A 26479-nucleotide genomic window follows, 5' to 3' on the forward strand; every position below is an offset into this window, starting at 1 on the left:
TTGTCTTGATCTGCGGCCATTGCCAGGGTCTGCTGCTTCATCTGCGGATAACGTTTGAGAAGCGACAACGGTGGACCTTGATCAGCATTGCCTTAACGCCCCAGCGGCACAAACCCCGAGCGCATCCGGGCCCGCACCACCTTCCGGGCGACAATCGCAGGCACGCCCCCTCATTCACCTTTTACGAGCAATCACCATGTCACTGCCATCCAACAAGCAACGCAGCCGCCGCCTTCGCAAGAAGATGCGCGTGGGCGAATTTCAGGAACTCGGGTTCGAGTACGAGCTGAAGTTGAAGCAGCCCCTGACGCCCGAACAGGAAGAAGCGCTGATGGACCGCCTTCTGAACGAGTTGATCCTGCCCCGCAACCTGGCAGCATCTGGCTGGGTGAGCGAGGGTTTCGTGATGGCATACCTGCGCGGCTCTGCCACCGAGGACGACCGCCAAGCCACCAAAGCCTGGCTTGCCGCACAGCCAGAAGTGGCCGAGGCCACGGTGAGCGCCCTGAAGGATGCGTGGTACGTGGAACACTGACCGCCGGGGCGATGGAGTGCCTTTTAGGCCCCTAAACCCCGTTCAATAAGCGCTGAACGCTATAGTTTTGAAAGCAAACTAACGCCGCACTCCCGGCCGAGCCCACATGAAAAAGCCCCCGGTGCCTTAAAAGCTAGGCGTTGCCTTAAAGTGTTGACGTCAGCCAACTCGGCACCTCCTTCGCCCTCTGAGCCTTTCCGGTTCAGAGGGCTTTTTCATGCCGGAAATTTCTCCAATACCTGAAACGCTTGGCGGTTCGACTGCCTACGCCCCGACCTCAGGCTTCCTGCGCGGACTCGGGGGCCGACGCGGCACGAAACTCGTCGTCGTGCGACACGCGGACTACCCCGAGCTTGAGTCCGAGCACGCCGAAGACCCGGTTCATTGTCTGGACCGTTCCCTCGCTTTTCTCGCGCTCAATGTCTTGCAGCGTGCGAAACGATATTCCCGCCAACTTGGCCAGTTCTGCAGTGGTGAGATGCATCGTCTTCTTCAGATGGCGCACGGCCTGCGCCAGACTCCATTGCGGATTTGCCAGCACGTCGTTGATAGCCTTCTTACGCAGTTCCAGCTGCTGAGGCAGGGTCAAGGTTTCGTATCGCTTGTCCATGTCGGTGTCCAGTTCAGGTCAGCGCGGTCAATCGCTGGGCTTGCGCCTCGATTCCGAGCTTGAGGTGAGCGTGCACCGACGGTTCCAAGCCGAAGTCAGTACCGTGGGCTGCAATCTTTTTCAGAGGCTCAGCCATCGGGCGCAAGCCTTCAACCAATGCCGGTCGGCACACCTCGCGCAACGCTTTTTTCTGCGCAGACGGCAACCGCTTTTCCTCCCTCAGGGTCTGCGCAATCTCACACACCTTGTCGATGACCCTGTTCCAGTCTGGAGCGCTGCTGTCATTGCCCTCCCATCGGATGCGACGGGCGATTCCGTCAGGGTGGAGGTACATCGGCGCGAAGTCGTAGAGGGGTGTCAGGCGGATACCGCCACTGAAGTCGCGCTGGACTGCGGTATTTCGTGCGTGGTTGTCTTTGTTCCCTAGAGCCAGGTTGGCCACATCCCGCTTGATGTACTCAAGCACTTCCGTAAGGGGGTGGGTGCATTGCCGCAGCAGCTGCCGGCACACTTCGTCGTGGCTGGGCACCGCATCGAAGCCAGGGTTGCCCGTCAACGTCGCGATACTCTCTTGCCCCAGGCGGAGAACACCCCCGCCCGTCACTTGGCGGTCGAACCGCGGTATGAAAAGCGCTCGCTTGAGCATTACGAGGTCCGCATGCACGCGAAGCCCCAGCATTCGTGCCAGCGCCATATAAGTGGCTTCATGCCGCAGAATGGACGCAAGCGCCTCGTTGCTACCCCGTCCGAACTTGACGATGTAGTGCTCCCGCGCCCGCGCATCAGGAAGCGTGTGGTCCAGGTACAGCAGGCCATCCTCTGCTCTCGTGAGCAAAATCTTGGGCCACTCGCCCTGCACCCCAGATGAGCCGGCCACGAACAGGCCGTGCGAGGCCAGGTACTCAGCGAAGTCGTCTCCCCGTTCGGCCACCTCATCGTCCGTAAAGCCCCGTCGCGGACCAGCGTTCGCGGCTAGCCAGCTCGCGGCCTCCTTCACGCGCAGGTTTCCTACCGAGTTGCCCGCACCCGCGAGCAGCAGCCGCCAGTCCACGCTTTCCCCTGCCGTTACAGATAGCCCCAGTCTGCGGAGAAGCTCTTCTCGCCCAAAGCCCTGCGGCAACATATCGATAAGGAAAACGGGCCAGTGCGGATGCTCGAACGCTTGGAGACCCACCGGGAAGCGACAGGCAAAGGCATGAGCGTCTCGCGCTCCGCCGTGCTCGATGGCCCACTCCACCGAGTAGCCGGTATACGTCTTGCTGCGCCAGCCTTGTGCTTCAGGGCCCATCAGACTTACGCTTCCCACGTCACACCAAGCGCCGTTGGCAAACAGTTGGAGGGTGCAGCTCGTATTCATTTGCACAGAATTTTATCACTATTGAAGCTGGAATGCTTTATATATGTGATAGATAACTGTGCAAGTAATCCGGAGGCCTGCTGTGGCTTACAACCTACTTCATCCACACTTTTGGCCAACGCCTTGGCCTTAAAAGCACGGGGGCTTTTTTGATGCCAGCGACCGCTGGCCAGCTCACATGTGGTCGATCATGACCTGCCCGAAGCCCGAGCAGCTCACCTGCGTGGCGCCGTCCATCAGGCGGGCGAAGTCGTAGGTGACCTTCTTGCTGGCAATCGACTTCTTCATGGAGCTGATGATGAGGTCGGCGGCTTCGGTCCAGCCCATATGGCGCAGCATCATTTCGGCCGAGAGGATTTCGGAACCGGGGTTCACGTAGTCCTTGCCCGCGTATTTGGGGGCCGTGCCGTGCGTGGCTTCAAACATGGCGATGGTGTCGCTCAGGTTGGCGCCGGGCGCAATGCCGATGCCGCCCACCTGGGCTGCCAGCGCGTCAGACACATAGTCGCCGTTCAGGTTGAGCGTGGCGATCACCGAGTATTCGGCCGGGCGCAGCAAAATTTGCTGCAGGAAGGCGTCGGCAATGCTGTCCTTGATGGTGATTTCTTTGCCCGTCTTGGGGTTCTTGAACTTCATCCAGGGGCCGCCGTCGATCAACTCGGCGCCAAACTCCTTGGCTGCCAGGCCGTAAGCCCAGTCACGGAAGCCGCCTTCGGTGAACTTCATGATGTTGCCCTTGTGCACGATGGTCACGCTGGGCTTGTCATTGTCGATGGCGTACTGGATGGCCTTGCGCACCAGCCGCTCGGTGCCTTCACGCGACACGGGCTTGATGCCGATGCCCGACGTGTTGGGAAAGCGGATCTTCTTGACGCCAAACTCTTCCTGCAGGATCTTGATGAGCTTCTTGGCCTTTTCACTCTCGGCTTCAAACTCGATGCCCGCGTAGATGTCTTCCGAGTTCTCGCGGAAGATGACCATGTTGGTCTTGTGCGGCTCTTTCACGGGCGAGGGCACGCCGTCAAAGTACTGGATGGGGCGCAGGCAGACGTACAGGTCAAGCTCCTGGCGCAGCGCCACGTTCAGCGAGCGGATGCCACCGCCCACGGGCGTGGTCAGCGGCCCCTTGATGGAAACCACATAGTCCTTGACGGCGTGCAGCGTTTCTTCGGGCAGCCACACATCGGGGCCATACACCTTGGTGGATTTTTCACCCGCAAACACTTCCATCCAGTGGATCTTCTTCTTGCCGCCGTAGGCCTTGGCCACGGCAGCGTCCACCACCTTGAGCATCACGGGCGTGATGTCGGCGCCCGTGCCATCGCCTTCGATGAAGGGAATGATCGGCTGGTCCGGCACATTGAGGGACATGTCGGCATTGACGGTGATTTTCTGGCCTTCGGCAGGCACTTTGATGTGCTGATAGCTGGTCATGGCGGGAGTCTCCGGTGGGATGTTGGAATGAACTGCAGCGGGTTTGGAAAAATCCGTAAAACGCCTGAATTTTAGCGGCTCTGCTGTGCAAGAGGCCACCGGGCGTGCGGGCTAACGCCTTCTGCCCGTTGGGTGGCTCCGCCCCATGAAAAATGCCGCACGGCGGGCGTTGGCCCGCAGCACGGCAGATCAGTTTGGCCTGGGGTGGCTGCCGTGCATCACGGGCAGCCACGTTGCGGCGTCAAACGGCGGCAAGCACCGCGTTCAGGGTGGGGCTGGGCCGCATCACGGCATCGAGCTTGGAGACATCGGGCAGGTAGTAGCCGCCGATGTCGGCGGGCTTGCCCTGCACGGCATTGAGCTCGTCGACGATCGTTTGCTCGTTGGCGGCCAGTTGCTGGGCCAGCGGGGCAAACCGCTTTGCCAGGTCGGCATCGTCGGTCTGCGCGGCCAACTCTTGCGCCCAGTACAGGGCCAGGTAGAACTGGCTGCCACGGTTGTCGAGCTGGCCGGTCTTGGGCGAAGGGTTCTTGTTGTTGTCTAGAAGCTTGCCGGTAGCGGCGTCCAGCGTCTTGGACAGCACCTTGGCCTTGGCGTTGCCGGTTTTCAGGCCCAGGTCTTCCAGCGATACGGCCAGCGCCAGGAACTCACCCAGCGAGTCCCAACGCAGATGGTTTTCTTCCACCAGCTGCTGCACATGCTTGGGCGCCGAGCCGCCCGCACCGGTTTCATACATGCCGCCACCCGCCATCAGGGGAACGATGGACAGCATCTTGGCGCTGGTGCCCAGTTCCATGATGGGGAACAGGTCGGTGAGGTAGTCGCGCAGGATGTTGCCGGTGGCACTGATGGTGTCCAGGCCGCGGACCACGCGTTCCAGCGTGTAACGCATCGCGCGCACCTGGCTCATGATCTGGATATCGAGGCCCGCAATGTCGTGCTCGTGCAGGTACATCTTGACCTTGGTGATCAGCTGCGCCTCATGCGGGCGGTAGGCGTCGAGCCAGAACACCACCGGCATGCCGGAGTTGCGGGCGCGATTGACGGCCAGCTTCACCCAGTCACGAATGGCGGCGTCCTTGACCTGGCACATGCGCCAGATGTCGCCGGCTTCGACGTTTTGCGAAAGCAGCACTTCGCCGGTGGCCAGGTCGGTGATGTTGGCCACGCCGTCTTCGGTGATTTCAAACGTCTTGTCGTGCGAGCCGTATTCCTCGGCCTGCTGGGCCATCAGGCCGACGTTGGGCACCGTGCCCATGGTCTTGGGATCAAAGGCGCCGTGCCATTTGCAGAAGTTGATGATCTCCTGGTAGATGCGGGCAAAGGTCGATTCGGGCATCACGGCCTTCACGTCTTTGAGGCGGCCGTTGGCGTCCCACATCTTGCCGCCGTTACGGATCATCGCGGGCATGGAGGCGTCCACGATGATGTCGTTGGGCGAGTGGAAATTGGTGATGCCCTTGGCCGAATCGACCATGGCCAGCTCGGGGCGGCCTTCGTGGCAGGCGTGCAGGTCTTTCAGGACTTCTTCGCGTTGGGCGGTGGGCAGTGTGGCCACTTTTTCATACAGGTTGGCCATGCCGTTGTTCACGTTCACGCCCAGCTCGTCGAACAGCTTGCCGTGCTTGGCAAACGCATCCTTGTAGAAAATCTTCACGCAGTGGCCGAACACGATGGGGTGCGACACCTTCATCATCGTGGCCTTGACGTGCAGCGAGAACATCACGCCGGTCTTGCGGGCGTCTTCGATTTCTTTTTCATAGAACTCGACGAGCGCCTTCTTGCTCATGAACATGCTGTCGATGATTTCGCGGTCGAGCAGCGACACCTTGGGCTTCAAGACGATGGTCTTGCCGCTCTTAGTGAGCAGCTCCATCTTCACATCGCGGGCCTTGTCCAGCGTGAGCGATTTTTCGCCGTGGTAGAAGTCGCCCGCGTGCATGTGAGAAACGTGCGAGCGCGAGGCCTGGCTCCACTCGGCCATGCTGTGGGGGTTTTTGCGCGCGTATTCCTTCACGGCCTTGGGTGCGCGGCGGTCGGAGTTGCCTTCACGCAGCACGGGGTTCACGGCACTGCCAATGCAGCGGGCATAACGCGCGCGGATCGACTTTTCTTCGTCGGTCTTGGGGTCTTCAGGGTAGTCTGGAATTGCGTAGCCCTTGCCCTGCAGTTCCTTGATGCACGCGATCAGCTGGCCCACCGAGGCACTGATGTTGGGCAACTTGATGATGTTGGCGTCGGGCTCCAGGGTCTTCTTGCCCAGCGCAGCCAGCGCATTCGGCACCTTCTGGTCGTCGCTCAGGCACTCGGGAAACTCACCCAGCACGCGGGCCGCCACCGAGATGTCGCTTTCGGTCACATTGATGCCCGCTGGCGCCGCAAAAGTGCGCACGATCGGCAGGAAAGAAGCAGTGGCCAGGCGAGGTGCCTCGTCGGTCAGGGTGTAGATGATGGTGGGTTGCTGGGTACTCATCGCTTATGTCTCAAGAAATGGCTGAAAAAACCACCAGCTGGGGCACCGGCCGGTAGCGCTGATCGAACAGCGCCATTGTGCTTACTTGTTCTGCGCACCGACTGGTTATTTTGCAATGTAATCTCACGATGCGGAATCAAGGGGTTAAATTGACCAATTTTTTGATCCAACAACCCCATGGCAGCTGCCCGGCCCACGCACATCGGATGGAGATCACACCGCAGGCGAACCTGGTGGCGGTGGGCAAAACCGCTCTTCCAGCCATTCGGTATGCAACCGTCCCGAATGGCCCCTGTGAAACAATCTGCGCGGTTCGGATGGCTTTGTTTTGGTGGCGGCCCCCACCTGTGCGCCCCCTGCTATCGTTTGCTATTGCTGAAAGACTGCCCATGACAACGATGACCCGCGCTTCCCACGTTTCCTACGCCCCTGATCAACGCCGCGCTCGCCGCGCCGTCAGCCCTGCAATGGCCCGCTTGGCCGCCGCTTTGCTGGCCTTGTGGACCACCGCCACCCCCGCCCAGAACGCACCCCAGCTGGCCCTGCAGCGCGTTGAGCTGACTGCCGGCATGCACCGCATCGACGCCCAGGTGGCGCAGACCCCGCAGGAGCGCCAGATCGGCCTGATGCATCGCCAGGAGATGCCGACGCAAGAAGGCATGCTGTTCATTTTTGACCAGCCCGGCGTGCAGTGCTTCTGGATGAAAAACACCTTGCTGCCACTGACCGCTGCGTTTGTGGCAGACGACGGCACCATCGTGAATCTGGCCGACATGAAGCCACAAACCACCGACTCGCATTGCTCGACCAAACCCGTGCGCTACGTGCTGGAGATGAACCAGGGGTGGTTTGGCAAGAAGGGCATCAAGGCTGGCTTCAAGCTCGGCGGAGCCCCGTTTTCGAAGCGTTGATGCGTCACTGTTCGCTATTATTTATGTAGCTACAAGCGCTTTCCAGAAAAGCGCTGCAGCCCCAAAAAGCACAAAACGGCCCGAGGGCCGTTTTTTTGGTGACGAGGCTTTCGCCTGCGCTAACTGCTTCAGGCGAAGTTGGCTTCGGCGAACTTCCAGTTCACCAGGTTGCCCAGGAAGGTTTCGACAAACTTGGGGCGCTGGTTGCGGTAGTCGATGTAATAGGCGTGTTCCCACACGTCCACCGTGAGCAGCGCCTTGTCGGCGGAGGTCAGCGGCGTGCCGGCGGCGCCGGTGTTAACGATGTCCACGCTGCCATCGGGCTTCTTCACCAGCCACGTCCAGCCCGAGCCAAAGTTGCCCACGGCCGACTTGACGAAGGCTTCCTTGAAGGCGGCATAAGAGCCAAACTTGGCGTTGATGGCCGCAGCCAGCGCGCCCGTGGGCTCGCCGCCGCCCTGGGGTGCCATGCAGCTCCAGAAGAAGGTGTGGTTCCAGATCTGGGCAGCGTTGTTGTAGATGCCGCCGGACGACTTCTTGACGATCTCTTCGAGCGTCATGGCTTCAAACTCGGTGCCCTTTTGCAGGTTGTTGAGGTTCACCACATAGGCGTTGTGGTGCTTGCCGTGGTGGTATTCGAGCGTTTCCTGGCTGTAATGCGGGGCCAGGGCGTCGATGGCGTAGGGCAGCGGGGGAAGGGTGTGTTCCATGGTGTTTCCTCGTGGTTTGAAATTCTGGGATGCCCCGATACCCGGCTGCAAGGCGATCGGGCACAGGTGAACCGGCATTGTAGGAAGATCAATAGACCTGTGCTGCCCGGGGCCTGCGAACACCCACTGCAGCCCCGCAAAGGCGCATTTGTCCTACAGCGGGAGCGCACGGCGGCGGCACTGCCCACCCGCTACAACAGGCGCGGCTGTACCACGGTGACATCCACCGCGCCGTCGGCCAGCGTGGCGCGCAGGGCATCACCCGGCTGCGCCTGGCGCACGCTGGTCACCGCGTGGCCCTGGGTGTCGGTCAGCAGCGCATAGCCACGCTGCAGCACCAGGCGCGGGTCGAGCAGTTGCAGCCGCAGGGCGGCGCGGTCCAGTCGCTCGGCGTGCAGCGCGAGCCGACGGTGAAGTTTTGCAGGCAAATCGGCCTCTAGCGCTTGCTGGGATTGCGCAAGCTGCTGCATTTTTAATAGCAACCCGTGGCGCATGCGCTGGGCCATACGCGCCAGCTGCATCTGCTGGCGGGCCACCAGGCCCGAGGGGCGGCCCAGGCGGGCCGCAGCCTGGTCCAGCCGCTGGTGGCGCGCGTCGATCTGGCGCTGCACGCCGTCGGCCAGCCGCCCGGCGAGCAGGCCCAGCGCCCCCAGCCACACCTCGCGCGGCTGAGCCACCAGCTCGGCCGCCGCTGTGGGCGTGGGCGCGCGCAGGTCGGCGCAAAAGTCGGCAATGGTGAAATCGGTTTCGTGCCCCACGCCGCAAATCAACGGCACCGGGCTTTGCACGATGGTGCGCGCCAGCTGCTCGTCATTGAAGGCCCACAGGTCTTCCATCGATCCGCCGCCGCGCACCAGCAAAATCACGTCAATCGCAGGATATTGAGCCAAATCGGCACCTGGCCCTTTTCCTGCCTGCGCTAGCAGATACAGTTTCGATAGCGCCGCAATCAGCGATTGCGGCGCCGCCGCCCCTTGCACCAGCGCCGGCACCAGCACCACCGGAATATGCGGCACCCTGCGGCGCAAGGCCGTCACCACATCGTGCAGCGCCGCTGCGCCCGGCGATGTGACCAGGCCAATGCCGCGTGGCTGCAACGGCAGGGGGCGTTTACGTGTTGCATCAAAGAGGCCTTCGCGCTCCAGTTGCGCCTTCAGACGCAGAAACTGCTCGAACAGGGCACCCTGCCCCGCGCGCTGCATGCTCTCGACGATGAATTGCAAGTCCCCCCGGGCCTCGTACACACCGATGCGCCCGCGCAACTCCACCAATTCGCCATCGCGCGGCGAAAAGTCAAGCAGGCTGGCAGAGCGGCGGAACATCGCGCAGCGCAACTGGCCGTTCGCGTCTTTGACTGAAAAGTAGCAATGCCCGCTGGACGCGCGCGAAAAGCCCGTGATCTCGCCGCGCACGGCCACAGGATTGAAGCGCGACTCCAGCGCATCAGCAATGGCGCGGCACAGGGCGCCAACTTCCCAGATACGTGGCGTGGCCACTGGGTTGGAGGGCTCAGACATGCGGCAGAGCCAGCGTTTGCAGGCGATGCACAGTGTGACTATTCCACAGCGCGGAGCGAGAGACAGCCGCTTTGGCGCTTGACGTCAGAACCCGCCAGAAACCACGGACATTGGTGCAACCTGTTGATTTATAAAGATTTTTCACTGATCAATTTTTCATCAATCTGTTGAAGCCACGGTGTGGCGCCACTTTGCGAGGCCATGAAGCCCAGTTGCCCACAAAGTTATCCACAGATTTTGTGGGTGAAAAAAAGGCTTTCGGCGTGTACCTTCTCGTAACCTTTTGTGTCCAGGTCGACCCTACAAGCTGGGTCATAATCAGCGCTTGCCTTCACCCGAGCGGAGAGAGAATTGCTGTCCATCATACAAGCCGCAGGCTGGCCCATCTGGCCGCTGATCGCCTGCTCCGTCCTGGCTCTGGCGCTGATTTTCGAGCGTTTTGTGGCCCTGAAAACAGCCCGCGTCGCCCCCCCCAAACTGCTGGACGAAGCCATTACCGTCTCGGCCAAGGCTGTTCCCACGCCCGACGTGGTGAACCAGCTGGCGCAAAACTCCGCGCTGGGTGAGGTGCTGGCCAGCGGGTTGCGCGCCTTCAACAACAACCCCCAGTGCACCGAGGCGGACCTGCGCGCCACCATGGAAGGCACAGGCCGCGCCGTGGCACACCGGCTCGAAAAATACCTCAATGCCCTGGCAACCATCGCCTCGGCGGCCCCGCTGCTGGGACTGCTAGGCACCGTCATCGGCATGATCGAGATCTTCGGCTCGCAAGTGGGCACTGGCGGTGCCAGCCAGGCCATGGGTGGCGGCAATCCGGCGCAGTTGGCGCACGGCATTTCGGTGGCGCTGTACAACACGGCATTCGGCCTGATCGTGGCGATTCCGGCGCTGATTTTCTGGCGCTATTTCCGCAGCCGCGTCGATGCCTATCTGCTTACGCTGGAGCTGGCTTCCGAGCAGTTCGTGCGCCACATCCTGCGGCTGCGCAAGTAAGCCCACAGCACAACGGTGCCGCCCAGCCCTTCGCCTGAAAGACCCTGCCGATGAATTTCCGCCCCCGCCAGAAGGACGAGCCGGAGATCAACCTGATCCCGTTCATCGACGTGCTGCTGGTGATCCTCATCTTCATGATGCTGACCACCACCTACAGCAAGTTCACCGAACTGCAACTGACGCTGCCCGTGGCCGACGCAGAGCAGCAGCGCGACCATCCCAAGGAGGTGATCGTGGCCGTGGCGGCCGACGGACGCTATGCCGTCAACAAGGCTGCAGTGGATGGCAAGGGCGTGGACGCTGTGGCCCGTGCACTGGGCCAGGCCGCCGGCGCAGGCCGCGACAGCGTGGTCATCATCAGTGCAGATGCCACTGCGCCGCACCAGTCGGTCGTTACCGTGATGGAGGCCGCGCGGCGCGTGGGCCTCAGCCAGATCACCTTTGCAACGCAGTCCTCGGCATCGGCCCGTTCGGGCAACGGCCGCTAAGCACCATGGCTGCCGCCGGGCCGCAGCCGCCCTCCCCGCCCACCACAGTCACCCCGGTTACCGGTAGCCCGCCACCCACGGGAATGGCGCGTATCTGGCGTACACGCGGGCCTGTGGCCTGGGCCTTGTGGCCAATTTCTCTGATTTATGGCGCGCTGGTGGCACTGCGGCGCGAGTTGTACCGGCTGCGCTGGTTGCGCAGCGAACATGCAGGCGTTCCCGTCATCGTGGTGGGCAACGTGATTGCCGGCGGCGCAGGCAAAACCCCCGTAGTGATTGCACTGGTGCGGCATTTGCAAGCGCAGGGTTGGCAACCTGGCGTGATTTCGCGCGGCTATGGCCGCAGCACCCACGACTGCCGCGCGGTGCTGCCCGACAGCCCGGCGCCAGAGGTGGGAGACGAACCTACGCTGATCGCCCGGGCCACCCACGCACCCGTTTTTGTGGCGCCCCGGCGCATTGCGGCGGCGCGCGCCCTGCGGGCCGCACACCCCGGCACCGATGTGCTGGTGTGTGACGATGGCCTGCAGCACCTGGCCCTGGCGCGCGACCTGGAGATCTGCGTTTTCAACAGTGACGGCGTGGGCAATGGCTTTTTGCTGCCCGCCGGCCCCCTGCGCGAGCCCTGGCCCCGCCCCGTGGACTGGGTGTTGCATGCTGGCAAGCCCCCCGCCGGGCGTGCTCCCGGTTTTGCGATGCAGCGCAAGCTGGCGCCCCATGCCCTGCGCGCAGACGGCCAGAAGATTGCTTTGGCATCCCTGCAACACCAGCCTGTGCACGCCATCGCCGCCGTCGCCCGGCCCGAGGAATTTTTTGCCATGCTGCGGGCGCAAGGGCTGCAACTGGCGGGTTCCGAGGCACTGCCTGATCACTATGATTTCAATAGCTGGGAGCGCCCTTCAGATAAGGAAATAGTCCTTATTTGCACGGAAAAGGATGCCGTGAAGCTCTGGTTACTGCACCCCGATGCGCTGGCGGTGCCACTGGAGCTGGATATCGATCCCGCCTTCATGAAAGCGCTGGATCGCCGGCTCGCGCCGTGGCGGGCCACGCCGCTATCATCCCCCTCTGCCTGATTTCCGGAAAATGCCGTCATGGATTCCAAACTGCTTGAACTGCTGGTCTGCCCTGTCACCAAAGGTCCGTTGACCTACGACCGCGAGCGCCAGGAACTGGTGTCGCGCAGCGCGCGACTGGCCTATCCCGTACGCGACGGAATTCCCGTGCTGCTGGAAAACGAGGCGCGCACCCTGACGGACGAGGAGCTGCAGGCGTGAGCCCAGCCACGGCAACGGGCTTTACGGTGCTGATCCCGGCACGCATGGCATCGAGCCGCCTGCCCGACAAGCCCCTGGCCGACATCGCCGGCCTGCCCATGGTGGTGCATGTGGCCCGCCGCGCCGCCCAAAGCGCTGCGACACGCGTGGTGGTGGCCGCCGACGACCCGCGCATTCTGCAAGCCTGCCAGGCCCACGGCGTGCAGGCCTTGCTCACGCGCACCGACCACGCCAGCGGCAGCGACCGGCTGGCAGAAGCCTGCACGCAGCTTGGGCTGGACGGTGATGCGGTGGTGGTCAACGTGCAGGGCGACGAACCCTTGATGGACCCGGCGCTCATCGACGCCGTGGCGGCCCTGCTGCCCGCGCGGCCCGAGGCGAGCATGGGTACCGCAGCCCATGCCATCGACACCCTGGCCGATTATAAGAACCCCAACGTCGTCAAGGTGGTGCTGGACGCCCGGGGCCTGGCCCATTACTTCAGCCGTGCGCCGATTCCACACGCCCGCGACCATGCAGGCAAGGCCTGGTGGAAAGGGGCAGCGGCACAGGCTGCGCCCGGCATTGCTGCCCTGACCGGATTTGCGCCGCTGCGCCATATCGGCATTTACAGCTATCGCGCGGGTTTTCTGCGGCAGTTTCCCGGCCTGTCCCAGGCACCCACCGAGACGGTGGAGGCTCTGGAGCAGTTGCGGGCACTTTGGCACGGGCACCGCATCGCCGTGCACATCACCGCAGAGGCGCCCGGCCCCGGCGTGGACACCCCCGCCGATCTGAACCGGGTGCGGGCACTGCTGGCCTGAAACCACGCACACCGCCACCTGATAGGGGTGCGCTGCCGTAAGCCAGGGCAAGGCACTCACATGCTATCCTTGAACGCAAAGAGAGTACTGCGTCTTGGGCGTGCGCCTGCGCCTTCTGCCAGCAGTGCCAGCCGATTTCTAACCTTCGAGGATTTCCATGAGACTGATTCTGCTGGGCGCCCCAGGCGCCGGAAAGGGCACGCAAGCCACGTTCATCTGCCAGAAATACGGCATCCCGCAAATCTCGACGGGCGACATGTTGCGCGCGGCGGTCAAGGCCGGCACGCCGCTGGGCCTGCAGGCCAAGGCCGTGATGGATTCGGGGGCCCTGGTCAGCGATGACATCATCATTGGGCTCGTCAAGGAACGCATCACGCAACCAGATTGCGCCAACGGCTTCCTGTTTGACGGCTTCCCCCGCACCATTCCGCAAGCCGACGCCATGAAGGAAGCCGGCGTCAAGCTGGACTACGTGCTGGAGATCGATGTGCCGTTTGACGCCATCATTGAGCGCATGAGCGGCCGCCGCTCGCACCCTGCCAGCGGCCGCACCTACCACGTCAAGTTCAATCCGCCCAAGGTGGCAGGCAAGGACGACGTGACAGGAGAGGAACTGATCCAGCGCGAAGACGACAAGGAAGAAACTGTCAAGAAGCGGCTGCAGGTGTACAGCGACCAGACCCGCCCCCTGGTGGACTACTACAGCAACTGGGCCAAGGCCCAGCCGGGCGCAGCCCCCAAATACCGCGCCATCAGCGGCACGGGCAGCGTTGAAGAGATCACGGCACGCGCCCTGCAGGCACTGTCCAGCTAAAGCGCTCCACGTTGGGGTAACGCACCGGCCTTTGTCCGGTGCGGCAAGCGCGCGGCCAGTGTTGCACCTTGCATGCACCGCGGCGTTGGCGGCCACCGCGGCACAACCATAAAGCCGTTACGCCAGTAGTTCCAGCATCAGCGAGATGCGCGCCTTCACCGCAGACAAGCCCCGGGAATCCGCAAACGTATCGCCGGGCTTGGGCAAAATCTGGCCCTCCGGGCAGCGCGTGGAACGCACCACACGCACTCCGGCAGCCTGGGCGCGCAGCAGTGCGCCTTCCAGTGCACGGTGGATCGTTCCGTTCCCCGTGGCGGCCACCACGATGCCCTGCACACCATCGCGCACCAGTGAATCCACCAGAGCACCGGTGGCACCGGCATAACTTAGAACCACCTCGACCCGGGGCCATTGCACACAAGATGCTATGTTTTTCATAGCTAAGAGCGCTTGTTTTGATTGGCCTGAAGGCCAATTTTTCACTAAACGTACAGCACCCTCCTCCACCCAGCCCAACGGCCCGGCATCGCCTGAACTGAACGCATCCACGCGGTAGGGGTGCACTTTCTGGACACGCTGAGCGCAGTGCACCGCGCCGGCTGCCACCACCACAACGCCCCGGGCGCCTGGAGTCGTTGCCACGGCAACGGCATCCAGCAGGTTCTGCGGGCCATCGGGCACCAATGCCGTTGCGGGTCGCATCGCGCAGGTCAGTACCACCGGCTTATGGGCATCCAGCACCGACTGCAAGAACCACGCGGTCTCTTCCAGCGTGTCGGTGCCGTGGGTGATAACAACGCCGCGCACGTCGGGGTCGGCGAGAGTGCTGGCACAACGCTGTGCAAGCGCGCCCCACACACTGAACTCCATGTCCTTGCTGTCCAGCTGCGCAATCTGCTCGGCGACCAGACTGCCACCTGACGCCGCTTGCAGGCCGGGTACGGCATGCAACAACTGCTCGACCCCCACCTGTGCAGCGGTGTAGCCGATGTTGTCGTCTGCGGCAGCCGCCGTGCCGGCGATGGTCCCCCCCGTCCCCAGCACCACAATTTTTTGTCCGCGCACTTGCATCCTTTGAAAAACTGGTGAAAAATACAGTTACTGGATTAAAAAACAGTTATCCGCCACCACTGTGGCACGCACCGGAAACGCCATGCTCGACCATCCCAAGCTCACCGCCCGCCAGCAACAAATCCTGGACCTGATCCAGGTGGCTATTTCCCGCACCGGCGCGCCGCCTACACGGGCCGAAATCGCCACCGAGCTGGGCTTCAAGTCGGCCAACGCCGCAGAAGAGCACTTGCAGGCCCTTGCGCGCAAGGGCGTCATCGAGTTGGTCAGCGGCACCTCCCGCGGTATCCGCTTGCGCAACGAAACGGTGCGCTCCATCAATGCGGCACGCGGCACCCAGTTCAGTCTGCCCATGCCAGGGTTGTCGCAGCTGGTTCTACCCCTCATTGGTCGCGTGGCCGCTGGCTCGCCCATTCTCGCGCAGGAACATGTGGACCAGACCTACAGCGTGGAAAACAGCCTGTTCCAGCACAAGCCCGACTACCTTCTCAAGGTGCGCGGCATGTCCATGCGCGACGCCGGCATCATCGATGGCGACCTGCTTGCCGTTCAGTCCACTCGGGAGGCCCGCAACGGCCAGATTGTGGTGGCAAGGCTGGGCGATGATGTCACCGTCAAACGCCTGCGCCGCACGGCCAGCACCATTGAGTTGCTTCCCGAAAATCCCGACTACCCGGTCATAGTTGTCCAACCCGGAGAGGTTTTCGAGATTGAAGGCCTGGCTGTGGGTCTGATCCGCAACACCATGCTCATGTAATTTTCTCCACCTGCTGCGTGCCTCAGGTGGTGGGCGTTTGGAAAAACCTTATGGTTTTCCAGCCCTGAGAGCGCGCACCATTTTGCAATCCTGCCTGTGCTCAACCTCTGATTGACGGAGTTTTCACATGCGTCTTGCCTTCTCCACTTTCTCTGCGCTTTCTCAATCGTTTTCTGCACTTGCACACTGGCTTCACCCGAGCCGTGGCGAGCTTTCGAGCAGTGCTGCGGCACCTACAGCGAGCACTGCCAGCGTCTGCAGCCAAGGCCCCTTACCGGGCGCGGTCTCCGGTATTGCCGGGCGGTCGAAACCTCCGTTGCGCCAGCTGGCAAGCGTCGGCATGTCTGTACCGCGCAGCCACATCACACATCGCGTACACAGTGCGACGTCGGGCACTTTCGCGCCTGGTGCATCCAGTCACCGAAACGCCCGACGCCCGGTACGCGTGCTGCACCCAGCAGCCCGCTCAGAGGTCGGGCGCATGATCATCGCGGGCCGCATGGCCGACGTCTGCGCCGAGCTGGAGCGCATGGCGGCGTGCGATACATGGCATCACTGATACCGGTGTCCCAATATCCAAAACTGCGAGCGCCACAAAACGTTGCATTCTGATAGCAGCCTTCTGGCCCGAGCAGGCTTCGACCAGTCCACGCCAAGGCACAATGTCGGGATGAATATTGTGATATTGGATGACTATCAGGATGCGGTGCGCAAACTCCACTGCGCAAGTCGGCTTGATCCCTATTCTGCGAAGGTTTACACCAACACGGTGAAAGGTCAAGGACAGTTGGCCGTGCGCCTGAAGGATGCCGACATCATCGTGCTTGTGCGTGAACGCACCCAGATCACGCGCCAGCTGGTCGAGAAACTACCCCGACTGAAGCTGATTGCCCAAACCGGCAAGATAGGTAGCCATATCGATGTGGCAGCCTGCACCGAACGCGGCATTGCGGTAGCAGAGGGGGTTGGATCGCCTGTGGCGCCGGCGGAACTCACCTGGGCGCTCGTGATGGCGGCCACGCGACGGTTACCTCAGTACATTGCCAACCTCAAACACGGCGCGTGGCAGCAGTCCGGGCTCAAGGCGGCCTCCATGCCTCCCAACTTCTGCATCGGCAGCGTGTTGCGCGGAAAAACGCTGGGAATCTGGGGTTATGGCCGTATTGGTCAACTGGTGGCTGGTTATGGCCGCGCGTTTGGCATGAACGTGCGCGTTTGGGGTCGCGAAGCGTCCCGCGCCCAAGCCCTGACCGATGGTTACCAGGCGGCCACCAATCGGGAAGAGTTTTTCTCGCAATGCGATGTGCTGTCCCTGCACCTGCGGCTCAATGACGAGACCCGCGGCATCATTTCACTGGAAGACCTTTCGTGCATGAAGCCCACCGCGCTGCTGGTCAACACCTCGCGGGCTGAACTGATTGAGCCCGATGCACTGATTGCAGCCCTGAACCGCGGACGGCCGGGCCTGGCTGCCGTGGATGTTTTTGAAAGTGAACCCATCCTGCAAGGCCATGCCCTGCTGCGCCTGGAGAACTGCATCTGCACGCCCCACATCGGGTATGTCGAGCAGGACAGCTACGAACTGTATTTCGGTGCTGCCTTTGATAACGTGGTGAACTTCATCAAGGGGACGCCCACCAATATCGCCAATCCCGGTGCACTGCAAGTGCGACGTTGAGGCTTGGTCGTTCCCCCTGCGTTGCTAAAGCGCCCAAACAAAAAGGCTTCCCGAGGGAAGCCTTTTTGTTGGGCAGCATCCAGAGCTGCTGCCCGCCGACTCTCTCGATTTAGTTCAGAGGGGTCTTTTTGCCATCCTTGTAGACATACAAGGTGATGGCTGGGTTCTTCATTTCTCCGTTAGGCTCAAAGGAGATCGTCGAGGTCACGCCCTTGAACTGCGATTTCAGCAATTCGGGGGTATATACCTTTGGGTCAACGGAATTGGCGCGTTTCATGGCGTCGACAATCAGGTGAGTAGCGTCGTAGGTGTAGGGGCTGTAGACTTGGAACTGACCGGGGTACTTGGCGTCGTACTTGGCTTTCCACGCCTTGCCGCCGGGCATCTTGTCGAGCGACGCACCACCTTCAGCACACACCACGTTGGACAGGGTCTTGGCGCCGGCAGCCAGCTTGGCAATTTCGGCGGTGCAGATGCCGTCACCACCAAAATACTTCACGTTGCCCATGCCCAGCTGTTCCATCTGGCGCAGCATCGGACCGCCTTGGGGATCCATGCCACCGAAGAAGATGGCATCAGGGTTCTTGGACTTGATAGCCGTCAGGATGGCCATGAAGTCGGTGGCCTTGTCGGTAGTGAACTGCTCATCCACAACCTTCATGCCCTTTTCGGCGGCAACCTTCTTGAACACGTTGGCCACCCCCTGGCCATAGGCCGTGCGGTCATCAACGATAGCGACCGTCTTGAGCTTCAGGGTGTCAGCAGCATAGAAAGCCAAGCCAGCGCCCAAGGCGTTGTCGTTGGCAATGATGCGGAATGTGGTCTTGTATCCAGGCTTCGTCAGGTTGGGGTTGGTAGCCGCACCCGTAACGTGAGGAATACCGCAGTCGTTATAGACCTTGGACGCAGGAATGGTCGTACCGGAGTTCAGGTGACCCACGACGCCAGCCACTTTGGCATCGCACAGTTTTTGTGCAGCAGCCGTGCCCTGCTTGGGATCTGCTGCATCGTCTTCCGCCTGCAACTCGAACTTGATCTTCTTGCCACCGATGGTGACGCCCTGAGCGTTCAACTCTTCAATGGCCATGCGCGCGCCATTTTCGTTGTCCTTGCCGTAGTGGGCTTGGGCGCCGGATACCGGAGCCACGTGGCCGATTTTGACCACTTGCTCTTGTGCAGAGGCCATACCAGCAACAGCTGCGATAGCAGCAACCACGGTCAGTTTCAACTTCAATTGCATATCAATCTCCAGTAAAGATAAACGCTGAGAATTGTTCTTGTGTCTCAACGCAGGCGAACATATCGCAATTTACGGGCCAGATCATTAGGGAACACGCCTAAATGCGAGTGAAACCACAGGGATATACCCTGTCATCCAATGGACTACGACGGATTGCCGCTAGCCAGCTCGTCAGCCACCGCCTCATAAACCGCATGCCGCACCACCGATTCGATTTCTTCCCGCAAACGGGGCAGTACGGACCGGGTCTGCTCCTGCACTACCAGTGCAATCGCCTCGCGCAACCTTTGGTCGAGCACCACATCCACACGCTGCATCACCCGGTGCACCATGTACTCCTCCATGCCCGGCGGCAAGGGGCGGCGCGCGGCGGGCGCCGGGACGTGCTGAGCGCTGGCGACGTCCGCCAGCTCGTTGGTCGGAGATCGCACCGGCACGACGGGAACTCCAATCCTTGCCTGGATTGATGGCGCGGACGGTGAAATGGCAGGGGTAAGCACCTTGGTCGATGTGGCAGCTTGCGCCACTGGCACTGAAACGGGGAGTACATCTGGCCCCTGCACCACTTCGGTGAGAGTCGGTACAAAACGAGGAAGTGGCTTGGGAGGGTGAGGCATCAGTCGACCTTCAACACGAGGTCATGGCGTGTGATTGCATAGCCCTGTGACGCATAGTGGCGCCAACGCGCACGCGCTTCACCGCGGTCCACCTCATCGGTGGCACTGACCACCTCTACCAGACGCTCGAAACTACCAAACCCCGGCGGCACGGCGCCCCCCAGATTCAGCAACATCTCGTGATGTGGTCCCTGCTGCACATCCACGGCAAGCACCACAGGGGAGAACCGCAAAAGCTCTTCCCCTGCGTCGCTGCGGCAATGGGCCACGTAATCCTGGGGCGTCATGTTCCAGAGCATGTCGTCGAGTTCAGCCAGCGTTTGTGCGGAACCTGTGATCATGAGCTGTACGCCACTGCGCAGTGCCTTGCGGGCAAACCGGCAGGCGTAGGCCATTTTGTCTGGCGCATTGAAGTGGAAAGCGATTTCCGTCATGACGCTCTCAAGCAGGCTTCGATTGAAACTTGCGCCGGGAAGGTAGAGCGGGCTTAACAGCCTTGACCGTGCCCGTTGCGGAGCGCTGCTGCGCATGGCCCAGCAGGTAATGCACCAGCAAGCCAACAGGTCGGCCGGTGGACCCCTTGCCGGCACCACTTTTCCACGCAGTGCCGGCAATATCCAAGTGCGCCCATGGAAACTCGCCCACGAATCGCTGCAAAAACTTGGCCGCCGTGATGGAACCGCCTGCTCGTCCCGCCACATTGCCCATGTCGGCAAAATTGCTCTTCAACCCCTCCGCGTAGTCTTCGTCCAACGGCATGCGCCAGCAAAGATCTTGCGCCTCATCCCCAGCCGCAGACAAGGCAGCAGCCAGGACATCGTTGTTTGCAAAGAGTCCGCTACGCACAGACCCCAAAGCAATTACACAGGCACCGGTCAAGGTGGCGATGTCCACCACCGCTGCCGGCTTGAAGCGCGCGGCATAAGTCAACACGTCACAAAGTACCAACCGACCTTCCGCGTCTGTGTTCAATACCTCGATCGTCTGACCGCTCATGCTGGAAACCACATCACCGGGCTTCACCGCCCGACCGTCCGGCATGTTCTCGCACGCAGGAATGAGGCCCACCACATTGATTGCGGGCTGCAATTCTCCAAGAGCGCGAAATACACCCAACACACTCGCCGCGCCACACATGTCGAATTTCATTTCGTCCATCTCGGCGGCAGGCTTGATGGAGATGCCGCCGGTGTCAAAAGTGATGCCTTTGCCCACAAGCACCACCGGGGCATCGGACTTGCTCGCACCGCTATAACGAAGTTCGATCAGCCGCAACGGCTCCTCGGAGCCTCGCGCAACGGCCATGAATGCCCCCATGCCAAGTCGGGCAACTTCGGCAGGGCCGTGCACCTTGCACTGGATGCGGGGCTGGCTGCCAAGGGACTTGGCGGCATCTGCCAAAAGACTCGGCGTTGCGTGATTTGCCGGACGGTTTCCCCATTCGCGGGCAAACTCCACCCCCGCCACAAGACCCACCCCGTGCGCAAATGCCTCGCGAACCGGTTCTGCATGAACGACGCCGATCACCACCCGATTCAGGGTGCGCGCTTCGGCCTTGGGCTTGGTGGTGGCATAAACATAACTGGCATCCGCAACTGCCTGCACTGCAGCACTTACGCCATCTGGCTGGGCTTCGCCAGCAAAACACACTACCGCTCGCTTGACCTGAGGCAGCTTGAAAGTTGTCGCAATGGCTTGCAAGGCCTGGCGAATGGCGCGGGCCGAGCCGTTGCCTGCGCCCAACAGCACAACGCGACGTGCGCTGACAGCGGGTGCCAGATAGAGTTGGAGGTGTGTGCCGACCTTGGCCTTCAGATCGCCACATTTGAGTGCATGGGCAGCAAGCACCGACAAGGCGTCCTGCCCCGGCCTGAAGCCCTCGGGTACCAACACGACAAGTAGATCGCATTTTTCGGTAGCAGCAGCCGTCAACTCCAGCGTCTTCAGATCAAAGTTCATAATCGGTGTTTTCCTTCGAGCCAATGTTATTCGATTCATCCATTCGCAGAGAGCTGGCGCGGAGCTTTGGCGCCACGCTCGTGGTGCTCGTCACGGTAGTCATGACCATGATGCTGATCCGAACCCTCGGTCAGGCGTCGCGCGGCAGTGTCAACCCTTCTGACGTCATGTTGGTCATGGGCTTCACGGTGCTGGGACAACTCCCAATCATCCTCAGCCTGAGTCTTTTTGTCGCGGTGGTGGGAGTCCTGTCACGCATGTACAGGGACAGCGAAATGGTGATCTGGTTCTCAAGTGGCCAGGGACTCATGAGCCTGCTGCGCCCATTGCTGCGCTTTGCATGGCCCGTGATGGCAGTCATTGCCATCCTGTCCCTTGGGGTATGGCCGTGGGCTAATGCCCAGATTCAGGAGCTCAAGACGCGCTATGAACAACGCAGCGACATCGACCGCATTGCGCCTGGCGAATTTCAGGAGTCAGCCAACGGTAGCCGGGTGTTTTTTATCGACAAGGACAGCCCGGACACCCAGGCGGGAAACAACATTTTCATTGCGGCCAGCAGCGGCGCCAAAGAATCGGTAACGTCAGCTCGCAGTGCTCGCCTGGAAATACGTGCAGGCGAACGCTTCGCATTGCTTAGTCAGGGGCAGCGACTGGAGTCCACTACCGACCAGCCAGGCCTGAAACTGAGTGAATTTTCGGAATACGGCACTCGCATCGGTTCGGCATCCGGCACAGGTACAGATCAACTGGCTGTCAAGACCCGCGCTACCCATGAGCTGTTCTTGCAATCGACCATACCCGCATACCAGGCAGAACTGGGCTGGAGACTTGGACTGGCAGTGGCGGCCGTCAACTTTGTCATTCTGGGCTTGGCTCTGGCCAGCGTGAACCCACGCGCCGGTCGCAGCGGCGGCATGATGTTTGCACTGTTATCTTTCGTTGTGTACTACAACCTCATGACGCTTGGGCAGAGCTGGGTTGGAGCAGGAAAGCTGGGATTGCCAACCTTCATGATTCTCCTTCATGGTGGCACGGCAGTACTCGCGCTGGCCATCCTGGCTGCGCGACACAATCACTGGACGCTCCGGCGTCTGCGCAAAACCCGGAGTCCCGCATGAGAGTACTTCGCCGCTTCATTCACCGAGAAGCACTCCTTGCTGTGGGATTTGTGACGCTGGGGTTCCTTGCGCTGTTTTTTTTCTTCGATCTGATCGACGAGTTGCGTTGGGTTGGACGGACGGGATCTGACGGCTACCAACTCTCCCACGCGTTACTTTTTGTGTCGCTGAGCATTCCCAATCATCTTTACGAATTGCTCCCGATCACAGTGCTCATCGGCACCATTTTCGTCATGGCGCGGCTGGCCCAAAGCTCCGAATTCACCATCATGCGTACCAGCGGCCTGGGCCCTTGGCAGGCATTGCGCACCTTGCTGACTCTTGGTGGGTTCTTTGTACTACTGACCTTTGCCGTGGGCGACTACATTACCCCACTGTCGGAACGAGCGGCGCAGCTCATCAAGGTGCGCCACCTGGGACGGTTGACCTCTGGTGCCACCGGCGCTTGGCTCAAAGAGCGCCAGCAAGACCATTCCTTTGCAGTGAACGTGCGCGCATTAACCCCCGAAGGCGGCATGTTGGGCGTGCGCATTTTCGAATTTGATGAAAAAGGGCAACTGACCTCACAGACCCATGCGGTGTCGGGGCGATTCGCTTCCCCTGGGATGTGGGAGCTACTCCAAGTAAGGCGCAGCAGCTTTCTTCAACTAGACAGCGAGGAAGTCCGGGTCGAACAGCTGCAAACTCCCGCACTGCAATGGCCGACCCGCATCAGTGCCGACATGGTGGCGGCCTCACTGCTCAAGCCTGACCGTATGGCAACGGTCGACCTCTTCCAGTACATCCGCCATCTTGATGCCAACGGCCAGTCCGCCCAACGGTATGAAATTGAGTTTTGGCGCAAGGTTTTTTACCCCCTGAGTTGCTTGGTAATGGTGGTTTTGGCATTGCCGTTTGCATACTTGCACTTTCGTGCAGGCGGAATTGCAGGTTATGTATTTGGCGGCGTGATGGCAGGCATCAGCTTCTTTTTACTGAACAATGTGTTCGGCTACGCCGGTAATTTGCAGAATTGGTCACCCTGGCTCACTGCTGCGGCTCCTGGATTGATTTACTCCCTCTTGTCGCTCGCAGCCTTTGGTTGGCTGGTCTTGCGACGCTAAGCCCACTACTACCCCTTTTGCGTATGCCCCACACACTTCCTGCCATCGTGCTCTTTTCCCATGGCTCACGCGACCCTCTTTGGCGCGCGCCCATAGAAGCAGTTGCCTCACGCATTGCCTTGCACCATCCAGATAGGTTGGTGCAATGTGCCTATCTTGAGCTGTGCGAACCGACATTGGCCCAGGCAGCAGAGGCTCTCGCTCAACGGGGCGCAACCCACATGGTGGTCGTGCCAATGTTTCTTGGTACCGGAAAACATGCGCGTGAAGACCTGCCCTTGTTGGTGGAGCAACTCCGCTCACTTCACCCATCGGTGAAATTCAGCGTGCAGGCGGCCATTGGAGAGGACAACCGCATGACGACACTGATGGCCGAAATAGCCTGTGACTTCTCCACGACCGACTTCAACTCTTAGACAAATAAAACATAATGATGCGAATTTTTAGGCGTCATTAGATATGAATTTGCACCAATTCCGATTTGTTCAAGAGGCAGCCCGCCGCAACCTTAATCTGACCGAGGCGGCCAAAGCCCTGCACACCTCGCAGCCCGGCGTATCCAAGGCAATCATCGAGCTGGAAGAAGAACTCGGAATTGACATTTTCGCGCGCCACGGAAAGCGACTCAAACGCATCACAGAACCCGGCCAGCACGTACTCAAGAGCATTGAGGTCATCATGCGCGAGGTTGGCAATCTCAAGCGCATTGGAGAACAGTTCAGTGCGCAGGACAGTGGAACCCTGTCGATCGCCACCACCCATACTCAGGCGCGCTATGTATTGCCGGTCCCCGTGGCGCGACTCCGCGAGGCATACCCGAAAGTCAACATCAGCCTGCACCAGACCACGCCCGATCAGGTCGCACGCATGGTGATTGATGAAGTGGCGGAAATTGGCATGGCTACCGAGTCGCTGGCCGACTACCCCGAGCTGGTGACCCTGCCCTGCTATGAATGGGAACATGTGTTGGTGCTGCCTCCGGGTCATCCGCTGACCCAGAAAGAGCGCATTGGACTGGATGATATCGCCCACGAACCTCTCATTACCTACCACCCAACCTTTACAGGGCGCGGCAAGATTGACCAGGCCTTTGCAACGAGGCGACTTCAACCGCGCATTGCACTCGAAGCCATCGACTCCGACGTGATCAAGACTTATGTGCGCCTGGGCTTGGGCATCGGCATCGTGGCTGAAATGGCTATGCGCGAAGATCCTTTGGGTGACTTGGTTGTGCGACCCGTGGGGCATCTTTTCGGGCAGAGCGTCGCACGGGTGGCCTTCAAGCGCGGAGCCTACTTGCGTAACTTTGTCTACAAATTCGCCGAACTGCTGAGCGACCGCCTGAGCCGCGAACTCATAGCCCGTGCCATGGCAGGGCATGTCAATGATTACGAACTCTGAGCATCTGTCGTAACCGACCGATCCCCCGCATCTTTTGTGCTTTTTCCCATGACCTCCACCGCCGCGAGTCCACTCACACCGACATTTCCCAGCAAGCTACCCCAGGTCGGCACTACCATTTTTTCAGCTATGTCGGCACTTGCTGCTGAACATGATGCGGTGAATCTGGGCCAAGGATTTCCTGATTTTGAATGTGATCCAGCCTTGGTCGATGCGGTGACACAGGCCATGAAGGCCGGTCACAACCAGTACCCGCCCATGCCCGGTATTCCAGCATTGCGCGAGGCTGTTGCTTCAAAAATAGAAGCAACCTATGGTCGAAAATATTGCGCCAACGCCGAAATTACCATCACGGCAGGGGCTACCCAAGCGATCCTCACGGCCATTCTGGCCATCGTGCACGCGGGCGACGAAGTCATTGTGCTCGACCCTTGTTATGACAGCTACGCCCCCAACATCGAACTGGCAGGTGGCATTGTTGTGCGGGTCCCCCTTACCCCAGGAACGTTTCGCCCCGACTTTTCTCTGATTGGCGGGGCAATCTCGCCACGAACCCGCGCCCTCATCATCAACAGTCCGCACAACCCTAGCGCTACAGTCTGGAGCGCTGAAGATATGCTCGCACTGCAGGAACTGCTGGCCCCCACCAACATCTTGCTGATCAGCGATGAAGTTTACGAACACATGGTTTTCGATGGTGCTGAACACCAGAGCACCGCACGTTTCCCAGGCTTGGCGGCGCGGGCCTTCGTTGTATCGAGCTTTGGCAAAACCTTCCACGTTACGGGGTGGAAGGTTGGAACCGTGGCCGCACCTGCATACCTCACTGCCGAATTCCGAAAGGTACACCAGTTCAATGTGTTTACCGTGAACACGCCCATGCAGTACGGACTGGCCGAGTATTTGAAAGAACCTGCGCCTTATCTACAGCTACCGGCTTTCTATCAAGCTAAACGCGACCTGTTCCGCGAAGGCCTGGAAGGCTCGCGTTTGAAATTGCTTCCCAATACAGGCAGCTATTTTCAATGCGTAGACACGACAAACGTGAGCGATCTAAATGAGTCGGACTTTTGCCAGTGGCTAGTGCGTGAAGTGGGGGTTGCCGCCATTCCCTTGTCTGCTTTCTACGGCGATGGTTTTAATCAAGGAGTCGTTCGCTTTTGCTTTGCCAAAAAAGACGAAACCTTGCATGAAGCCATTAGAAGATTGAAAAAACTCTAATGCCAATCATTGCTTTCGACTCCAAAGTGCTCGGCTCAAGATGCAACAGTCAGCGGTGGATGTTGCTTTTCTCGCATATCTGACCATCACTATTGAATTTTGCCCCACCCTTTTTCGCAAACCGAACGTTCATCTTGTGAACAAATTCTTGGCCAGCCTGGTGGTCTGAAGCCCCCGCAGTCGAGCTCTGGGCTGTCTTGGCTGATAAGGTGCAAAGCAGACTCACCGGATGCGACGTTTGCCGGGTAACTTGGCAGGCATTGAGTTTGGTGTGCAGTGTTTTGGCAATTCCAAAGCAGAAACGCCCCCGTCTGATCACAGAGGGGGGCGTTGCTGGGCTGTAAGAGCCTGACGATGACCTACTTTCACACGGGAACCCGCACTATCAT

The 26479-nt window shown here is 60.5% G+C and carries 27 protein-coding genes; 15 read left to right on the forward strand and 12 right to left on the reverse strand.

The genetic code is table 11. The features are described from left to right. Window positions 1-196 precede the first annotated feature (196 nt). Window positions 197-535 carry a YggL family protein gene (locus tag B7Y64_RS16115; protein ID WP_291326607.1) on the forward strand — a complete coding sequence of 113 codons (339 nt, stop codon included), beginning with the start codon at window positions 197-199 and terminating at the stop codon, window positions 533-535. A gap of 277 nt (window positions 536-812) precedes the next feature. Here B7Y64_RS16115 and B7Y64_RS16120 read toward each other — a convergent pair whose 3' ends face one another. From B7Y64_RS16120 to B7Y64_RS16135, 4 genes are all read right to left on the reverse strand, one after another. Then, window positions 813-1145 (reverse strand): transcriptional regulator, encoded by a 333-nt coding sequence (locus B7Y64_RS16120; protein ID WP_114655025.1) that lies wholly within the window; start codon window positions 1143-1145, stop codon window positions 813-815. Window positions 1146-1158: 13 nt separating this feature from the next. Beyond that, complete coding sequence (locus B7Y64_RS16125; protein ID WP_366444462.1) at window positions 1159-2502, reverse strand: HipA domain-containing protein; 1344 nt, start codon at window positions 2500-2502, stop codon at window positions 1159-1161. Between the two features lie 174 nt (window positions 2503-2676). Then, window positions 2677-3936, reverse strand: coding sequence for an NADP-dependent isocitrate dehydrogenase (gene icd, locus B7Y64_RS16130; RefSeq protein ID WP_291326611.1), 1260 nt, complete (start codon window positions 3934-3936; stop codon window positions 2677-2679). A gap of 241 nt (window positions 3937-4177) precedes the next feature. Further along, entirely contained in the window at window positions 4178-6409 is a 2232-nt protein-coding gene (locus tag B7Y64_RS16135) for an NADP-dependent isocitrate dehydrogenase (protein ID WP_291329400.1), read from the reverse strand. A gap of 467 nt (window positions 6410-6876) precedes the next feature. Here B7Y64_RS16135 and B7Y64_RS16140 point away from each other — a divergent pair, with 467 nt between their 5' ends. Further along, window positions 6877-7320, forward strand: coding sequence for a DUF192 domain-containing protein (locus tag B7Y64_RS16140; RefSeq protein WP_051463486.1), 444 nt, complete (start codon window positions 6877-6879; stop codon window positions 7318-7320). A 128-nt stretch (window positions 7321-7448) separates the two neighbouring features. On the opposite strand, the gene B7Y64_RS16145 is transcribed toward B7Y64_RS16140, so the two are convergent. Both B7Y64_RS16145 and xseA read right to left on the reverse strand, forming a co-directional pair. Further along, on the reverse strand, window positions 7449-8030 hold the full coding sequence (locus tag B7Y64_RS16145; protein ID WP_291329402.1) for a Fe-Mn family superoxide dismutase: 582 nt from the start codon (window positions 8028-8030) through the stop codon (window positions 7449-7451). A 191-nt stretch (window positions 8031-8221) separates the two neighbouring features. Further along, complete coding sequence (gene xseA, locus B7Y64_RS16150) at window positions 8222-9547, reverse strand: exodeoxyribonuclease VII large subunit (protein WP_291325201.1); 1326 nt, start codon at window positions 9545-9547, stop codon at window positions 8222-8224. A gap of 351 nt (window positions 9548-9898) precedes the next feature. Here xseA and B7Y64_RS16155 point away from each other — a divergent pair, with 351 nt between their 5' ends. The 6 genes from B7Y64_RS16155 to adk all read left to right on the forward strand — a co-directional run bounded on the left by B7Y64_RS16155 (window position 9899) and on the right by adk (window position 13922). Further along, on the forward strand, window positions 9899-10540 hold the full coding sequence (locus B7Y64_RS16155; protein ID WP_024815203.1) for a MotA/TolQ/ExbB proton channel family protein: 642 nt from the start codon (window positions 9899-9901) through the stop codon (window positions 10538-10540). 50 nt (window positions 10541-10590) lie between these two features. Then, on the forward strand, window positions 10591-11028 hold the full coding sequence (locus tag B7Y64_RS16160; protein WP_024815204.1) for a biopolymer transporter ExbD: 438 nt from the start codon (window positions 10591-10593) through the stop codon (window positions 11026-11028). A gap of 83 nt (window positions 11029-11111) precedes the next feature. After that, entirely contained in the window at window positions 11112-12104 is a 993-nt protein-coding gene (gene lpxK, locus B7Y64_RS16165) for a tetraacyldisaccharide 4'-kinase (RefSeq protein ID WP_291325199.1), read from the forward strand. Between the two features lie 18 nt (window positions 12105-12122). After that, window positions 12123-12305 (forward strand): Trm112 family protein, encoded by a 183-nt coding sequence (locus B7Y64_RS16170; protein WP_114657029.1) that lies wholly within the window; start codon window positions 12123-12125, stop codon window positions 12303-12305. Next, window positions 12302-13108 (forward strand): 3-deoxy-manno-octulosonate cytidylyltransferase, encoded by an 807-nt coding sequence (kdsB, locus tag B7Y64_RS16175; protein WP_291325197.1) that lies wholly within the window; start codon window positions 12302-12304, stop codon window positions 13106-13108. Before B7Y64_RS16170 ends, kdsB begins: the two co-directional genes overlap by 4 nt. A 157-nt stretch (window positions 13109-13265) precedes the next feature. After that, window positions 13266-13922, forward strand: coding sequence for an adenylate kinase (gene adk / locus B7Y64_RS16180; protein ID WP_024815208.1), 657 nt, complete (start codon window positions 13266-13268; stop codon window positions 13920-13922). Between the two features lie 117 nt (window positions 13923-14039). Here the strand turns inward: adk and B7Y64_RS16185 are convergent, their stop codons facing one another. After that, entirely contained in the window at window positions 14040-14993 is a 954-nt protein-coding gene (locus tag B7Y64_RS16185) for an asparaginase (RefSeq protein ID WP_291325195.1), read from the reverse strand. 82 nt (window positions 14994-15075) lie between these two features. On the opposite strand from B7Y64_RS16185, the gene lexA reads away from it, so the two are divergent. After that, the gene (gene lexA, locus B7Y64_RS16190; RefSeq protein ID WP_111867305.1) at window positions 15076-15750 is read left to right on the forward strand and encodes a transcriptional repressor LexA; all 675 of its coding nucleotides are present in this window, start codon (window positions 15076-15078) and stop codon (window positions 15748-15750) included. Window positions 15751-16216: 466 nt separating this feature from the next. Here lexA and B7Y64_RS16195 read toward each other — a convergent pair whose 3' ends face one another. Next, a complete protein-coding gene (locus B7Y64_RS16195) occupies window positions 16217-16471 on the reverse strand; it encodes a hypothetical protein (protein WP_291329404.1) in 255 nt (84 codons plus the stop codon). Between B7Y64_RS16195 and B7Y64_RS16200 the strand changes: the two genes are divergently transcribed. Continuing rightward, window positions 16421-17428, forward strand: coding sequence for a D-2-hydroxyacid dehydrogenase family protein (locus B7Y64_RS16200; protein WP_024815211.1), 1008 nt, complete (start codon window positions 16421-16423; stop codon window positions 17426-17428). The two genes, B7Y64_RS16195 and B7Y64_RS16200, sit on opposite strands and share 51 nt — an antisense overlap. 109 nt (window positions 17429-17537) lie before the next feature. Here the strand turns inward: B7Y64_RS16200 and B7Y64_RS16205 are convergent, their stop codons facing one another. The 4 genes from B7Y64_RS16205 to B7Y64_RS16220 all read right to left on the reverse strand — a co-directional run bounded on the left by B7Y64_RS16205 (window position 17538) and on the right by B7Y64_RS16220 (window position 21244). Continuing rightward, a complete protein-coding gene (locus B7Y64_RS16205) occupies window positions 17538-18668 on the reverse strand; it encodes a branched-chain amino acid ABC transporter substrate-binding protein (RefSeq protein WP_114656744.1) in 1131 nt (376 codons plus the stop codon). A gap of 143 nt (window positions 18669-18811) precedes the next feature. Further along, on the reverse strand, window positions 18812-19285 hold the full coding sequence (locus B7Y64_RS16210; RefSeq protein ID WP_291325193.1) for a hypothetical protein: 474 nt from the start codon (window positions 19283-19285) through the stop codon (window positions 18812-18814). Continuing rightward, the gene (locus B7Y64_RS16215) at window positions 19285-19719 is read right to left on the reverse strand and encodes a DNA polymerase III subunit chi (protein WP_111867298.1); all 435 of its coding nucleotides are present in this window, start codon (window positions 19717-19719) and stop codon (window positions 19285-19287) included. The genes B7Y64_RS16210 and B7Y64_RS16215 overlap by 1 nt, the downstream gene beginning before the upstream one ends. 7 nt (window positions 19720-19726) lie before the next feature. Next, window positions 19727-21244 (reverse strand): leucyl aminopeptidase, encoded by a 1518-nt coding sequence (locus tag B7Y64_RS16220; RefSeq protein ID WP_291325191.1) that lies wholly within the window; start codon window positions 21242-21244, stop codon window positions 19727-19729. 23 nt (window positions 21245-21267) lie between these two features. Between B7Y64_RS16220 and lptF the strand changes: the two genes are divergently transcribed. The 5 genes from lptF to B7Y64_RS16245 are packed head-to-tail and all read left to right on the forward strand — an operon-like array spanning window position 21268 to window position 26090. Beyond that, window positions 21268-22365, forward strand: coding sequence for an LPS export ABC transporter permease LptF (gene lptF, locus B7Y64_RS16225; RefSeq protein WP_024815215.1), 1098 nt, complete (start codon window positions 21268-21270; stop codon window positions 22363-22365). Further along, window positions 22362-23468, forward strand: coding sequence for an LPS export ABC transporter permease LptG (gene lptG, locus B7Y64_RS16230; RefSeq protein WP_024815216.1), 1107 nt, complete (start codon window positions 22362-22364; stop codon window positions 23466-23468). Before lptF ends, lptG begins: the two co-directional genes overlap by 4 nt. 23 nt (window positions 23469-23491) lie before the next feature. After that, on the forward strand, window positions 23492-23884 hold the full coding sequence (locus tag B7Y64_RS16235; RefSeq protein WP_024815217.1) for a CbiX/SirB N-terminal domain-containing protein: 393 nt from the start codon (window positions 23492-23494) through the stop codon (window positions 23882-23884). A 43-nt stretch (window positions 23885-23927) separates the two neighbouring features. Then, window positions 23928-24869 carry a CysB family HTH-type transcriptional regulator gene (locus B7Y64_RS16240; RefSeq protein ID WP_024815218.1) on the forward strand — a complete coding sequence of 314 codons (942 nt, stop codon included), beginning with the start codon at window positions 23928-23930 and terminating at the stop codon, window positions 24867-24869. Window positions 24870-24917: 48 nt separating this feature from the next. Beyond that, window positions 24918-26090 (forward strand): pyridoxal phosphate-dependent aminotransferase, encoded by a 1173-nt coding sequence (locus B7Y64_RS16245; RefSeq protein ID WP_291325189.1) that lies wholly within the window; start codon window positions 24918-24920, stop codon window positions 26088-26090. Window positions 26091-26479 lie beyond the last annotated feature (389 nt).

It is taken from the genome of Acidovorax sp. 35-64-16, assembly GCF_002281195.1.
In the GTDB taxonomy this organism is placed as follows: domain Bacteria; phylum Pseudomonadota; class Gammaproteobacteria; order Burkholderiales; family Burkholderiaceae_C; genus Acidovorax; species Acidovorax defluvii.

Coding starts and splice junctions, on each gene's coding strand:
- B7Y64_RS16115 (WP_291326607.1), top strand. CDS start 197: ATGTCACTGCCATCCAACAAGCAACGCAGCCGCCGCCTTCGCAAGAAG.
- B7Y64_RS16120 (WP_114655025.1), bottom strand. CDS start 1,145: ATGGACAAGCGATACGAAACCTTGACCCTGCCTCAGCAGCTGGAACTG.
- B7Y64_RS16125 (WP_366444462.1), bottom strand. CDS start 2,502: ATGAATACGAGCTGCACCCTCCAACTGTTTGCCAACGGCGCTTGGTGT.
- icd (WP_291326611.1), bottom strand. CDS start 3,936: ATGACCAGCTATCAGCACATCAAAGTGCCTGCCGAAGGCCAGAAAATC.
- B7Y64_RS16135 (WP_291329400.1), bottom strand. CDS start 6,409: ATGAGTACCCAGCAACCCACCATCATCTACACCCTGACCGACGAGGCA.
- B7Y64_RS16140 (WP_051463486.1), top strand. CDS start 6,877: ATGGCCCGCTTGGCCGCCGCTTTGCTGGCCTTGTGGACCACCGCCACC.
- B7Y64_RS16145 (WP_291329402.1), bottom strand. CDS start 8,030: ATGGAACACACCCTTCCCCCGCTGCCCTACGCCATCGACGCCCTGGCC.
- xseA (WP_291325201.1), bottom strand. CDS start 9,547: ATGTCTGAGCCCTCCAACCCAGTGGCCACGCCACGTATCTGGGAAGTT.
- B7Y64_RS16160 (WP_024815204.1), top strand. CDS start 10,591: ATGAATTTCCGCCCCCGCCAGAAGGACGAGCCGGAGATCAACCTGATC.
- lpxK (WP_291325199.1), top strand. CDS start 11,112: ATGGCGCGTATCTGGCGTACACGCGGGCCTGTGGCCTGGGCCTTGTGG.
- B7Y64_RS16170 (WP_114657029.1), top strand. CDS start 12,123: ATGGATTCCAAACTGCTTGAACTGCTGGTCTGCCCTGTCACCAAAGGT.
- adk (WP_024815208.1), top strand. CDS start 13,266: ATGAGACTGATTCTGCTGGGCGCCCCAGGCGCCGGAAAGGGCACGCAA.
- B7Y64_RS16185 (WP_291325195.1), bottom strand. CDS start 14,993: ATGCAAGTGCGCGGACAAAAAATTGTGGTGCTGGGGACGGGGGGGACC.
- lexA (WP_111867305.1), top strand. CDS start 15,076: ATGCTCGACCATCCCAAGCTCACCGCCCGCCAGCAACAAATCCTGGAC.
- B7Y64_RS16200 (WP_024815211.1), top strand. CDS start 16,421: ATGAATATTGTGATATTGGATGACTATCAGGATGCGGTGCGCAAACTC.
- B7Y64_RS16205 (WP_114656744.1), bottom strand. CDS start 18,668: ATGCAATTGAAGTTGAAACTGACCGTGGTTGCTGCTATCGCAGCTGTT.
- B7Y64_RS16210 (WP_291325193.1), bottom strand. CDS start 19,285: ATGCCTCACCCTCCCAAGCCACTTCCTCGTTTTGTACCGACTCTCACC.
- B7Y64_RS16215 (WP_111867298.1), bottom strand. CDS start 19,719: ATGACGGAAATCGCTTTCCACTTCAATGCGCCAGACAAAATGGCCTAC.
- B7Y64_RS16220 (WP_291325191.1), bottom strand. CDS start 21,244: ATGAACTTTGATCTGAAGACGCTGGAGTTGACGGCTGCTGCTACCGAA.
- lptF (WP_024815215.1), top strand. CDS start 21,268: ATGTTATTCGATTCATCCATTCGCAGAGAGCTGGCGCGGAGCTTTGGC.
- lptG (WP_024815216.1), top strand. CDS start 22,362: ATGAGAGTACTTCGCCGCTTCATTCACCGAGAAGCACTCCTTGCTGTG.
- B7Y64_RS16235 (WP_024815217.1), top strand. CDS start 23,492: ATGCCCCACACACTTCCTGCCATCGTGCTCTTTTCCCATGGCTCACGC.
- B7Y64_RS16240 (WP_024815218.1), top strand. CDS start 23,928: ATGAATTTGCACCAATTCCGATTTGTTCAAGAGGCAGCCCGCCGCAAC.
- B7Y64_RS16245 (WP_291325189.1), top strand. CDS start 24,918: ATGACCTCCACCGCCGCGAGTCCACTCACACCGACATTTCCCAGCAAG.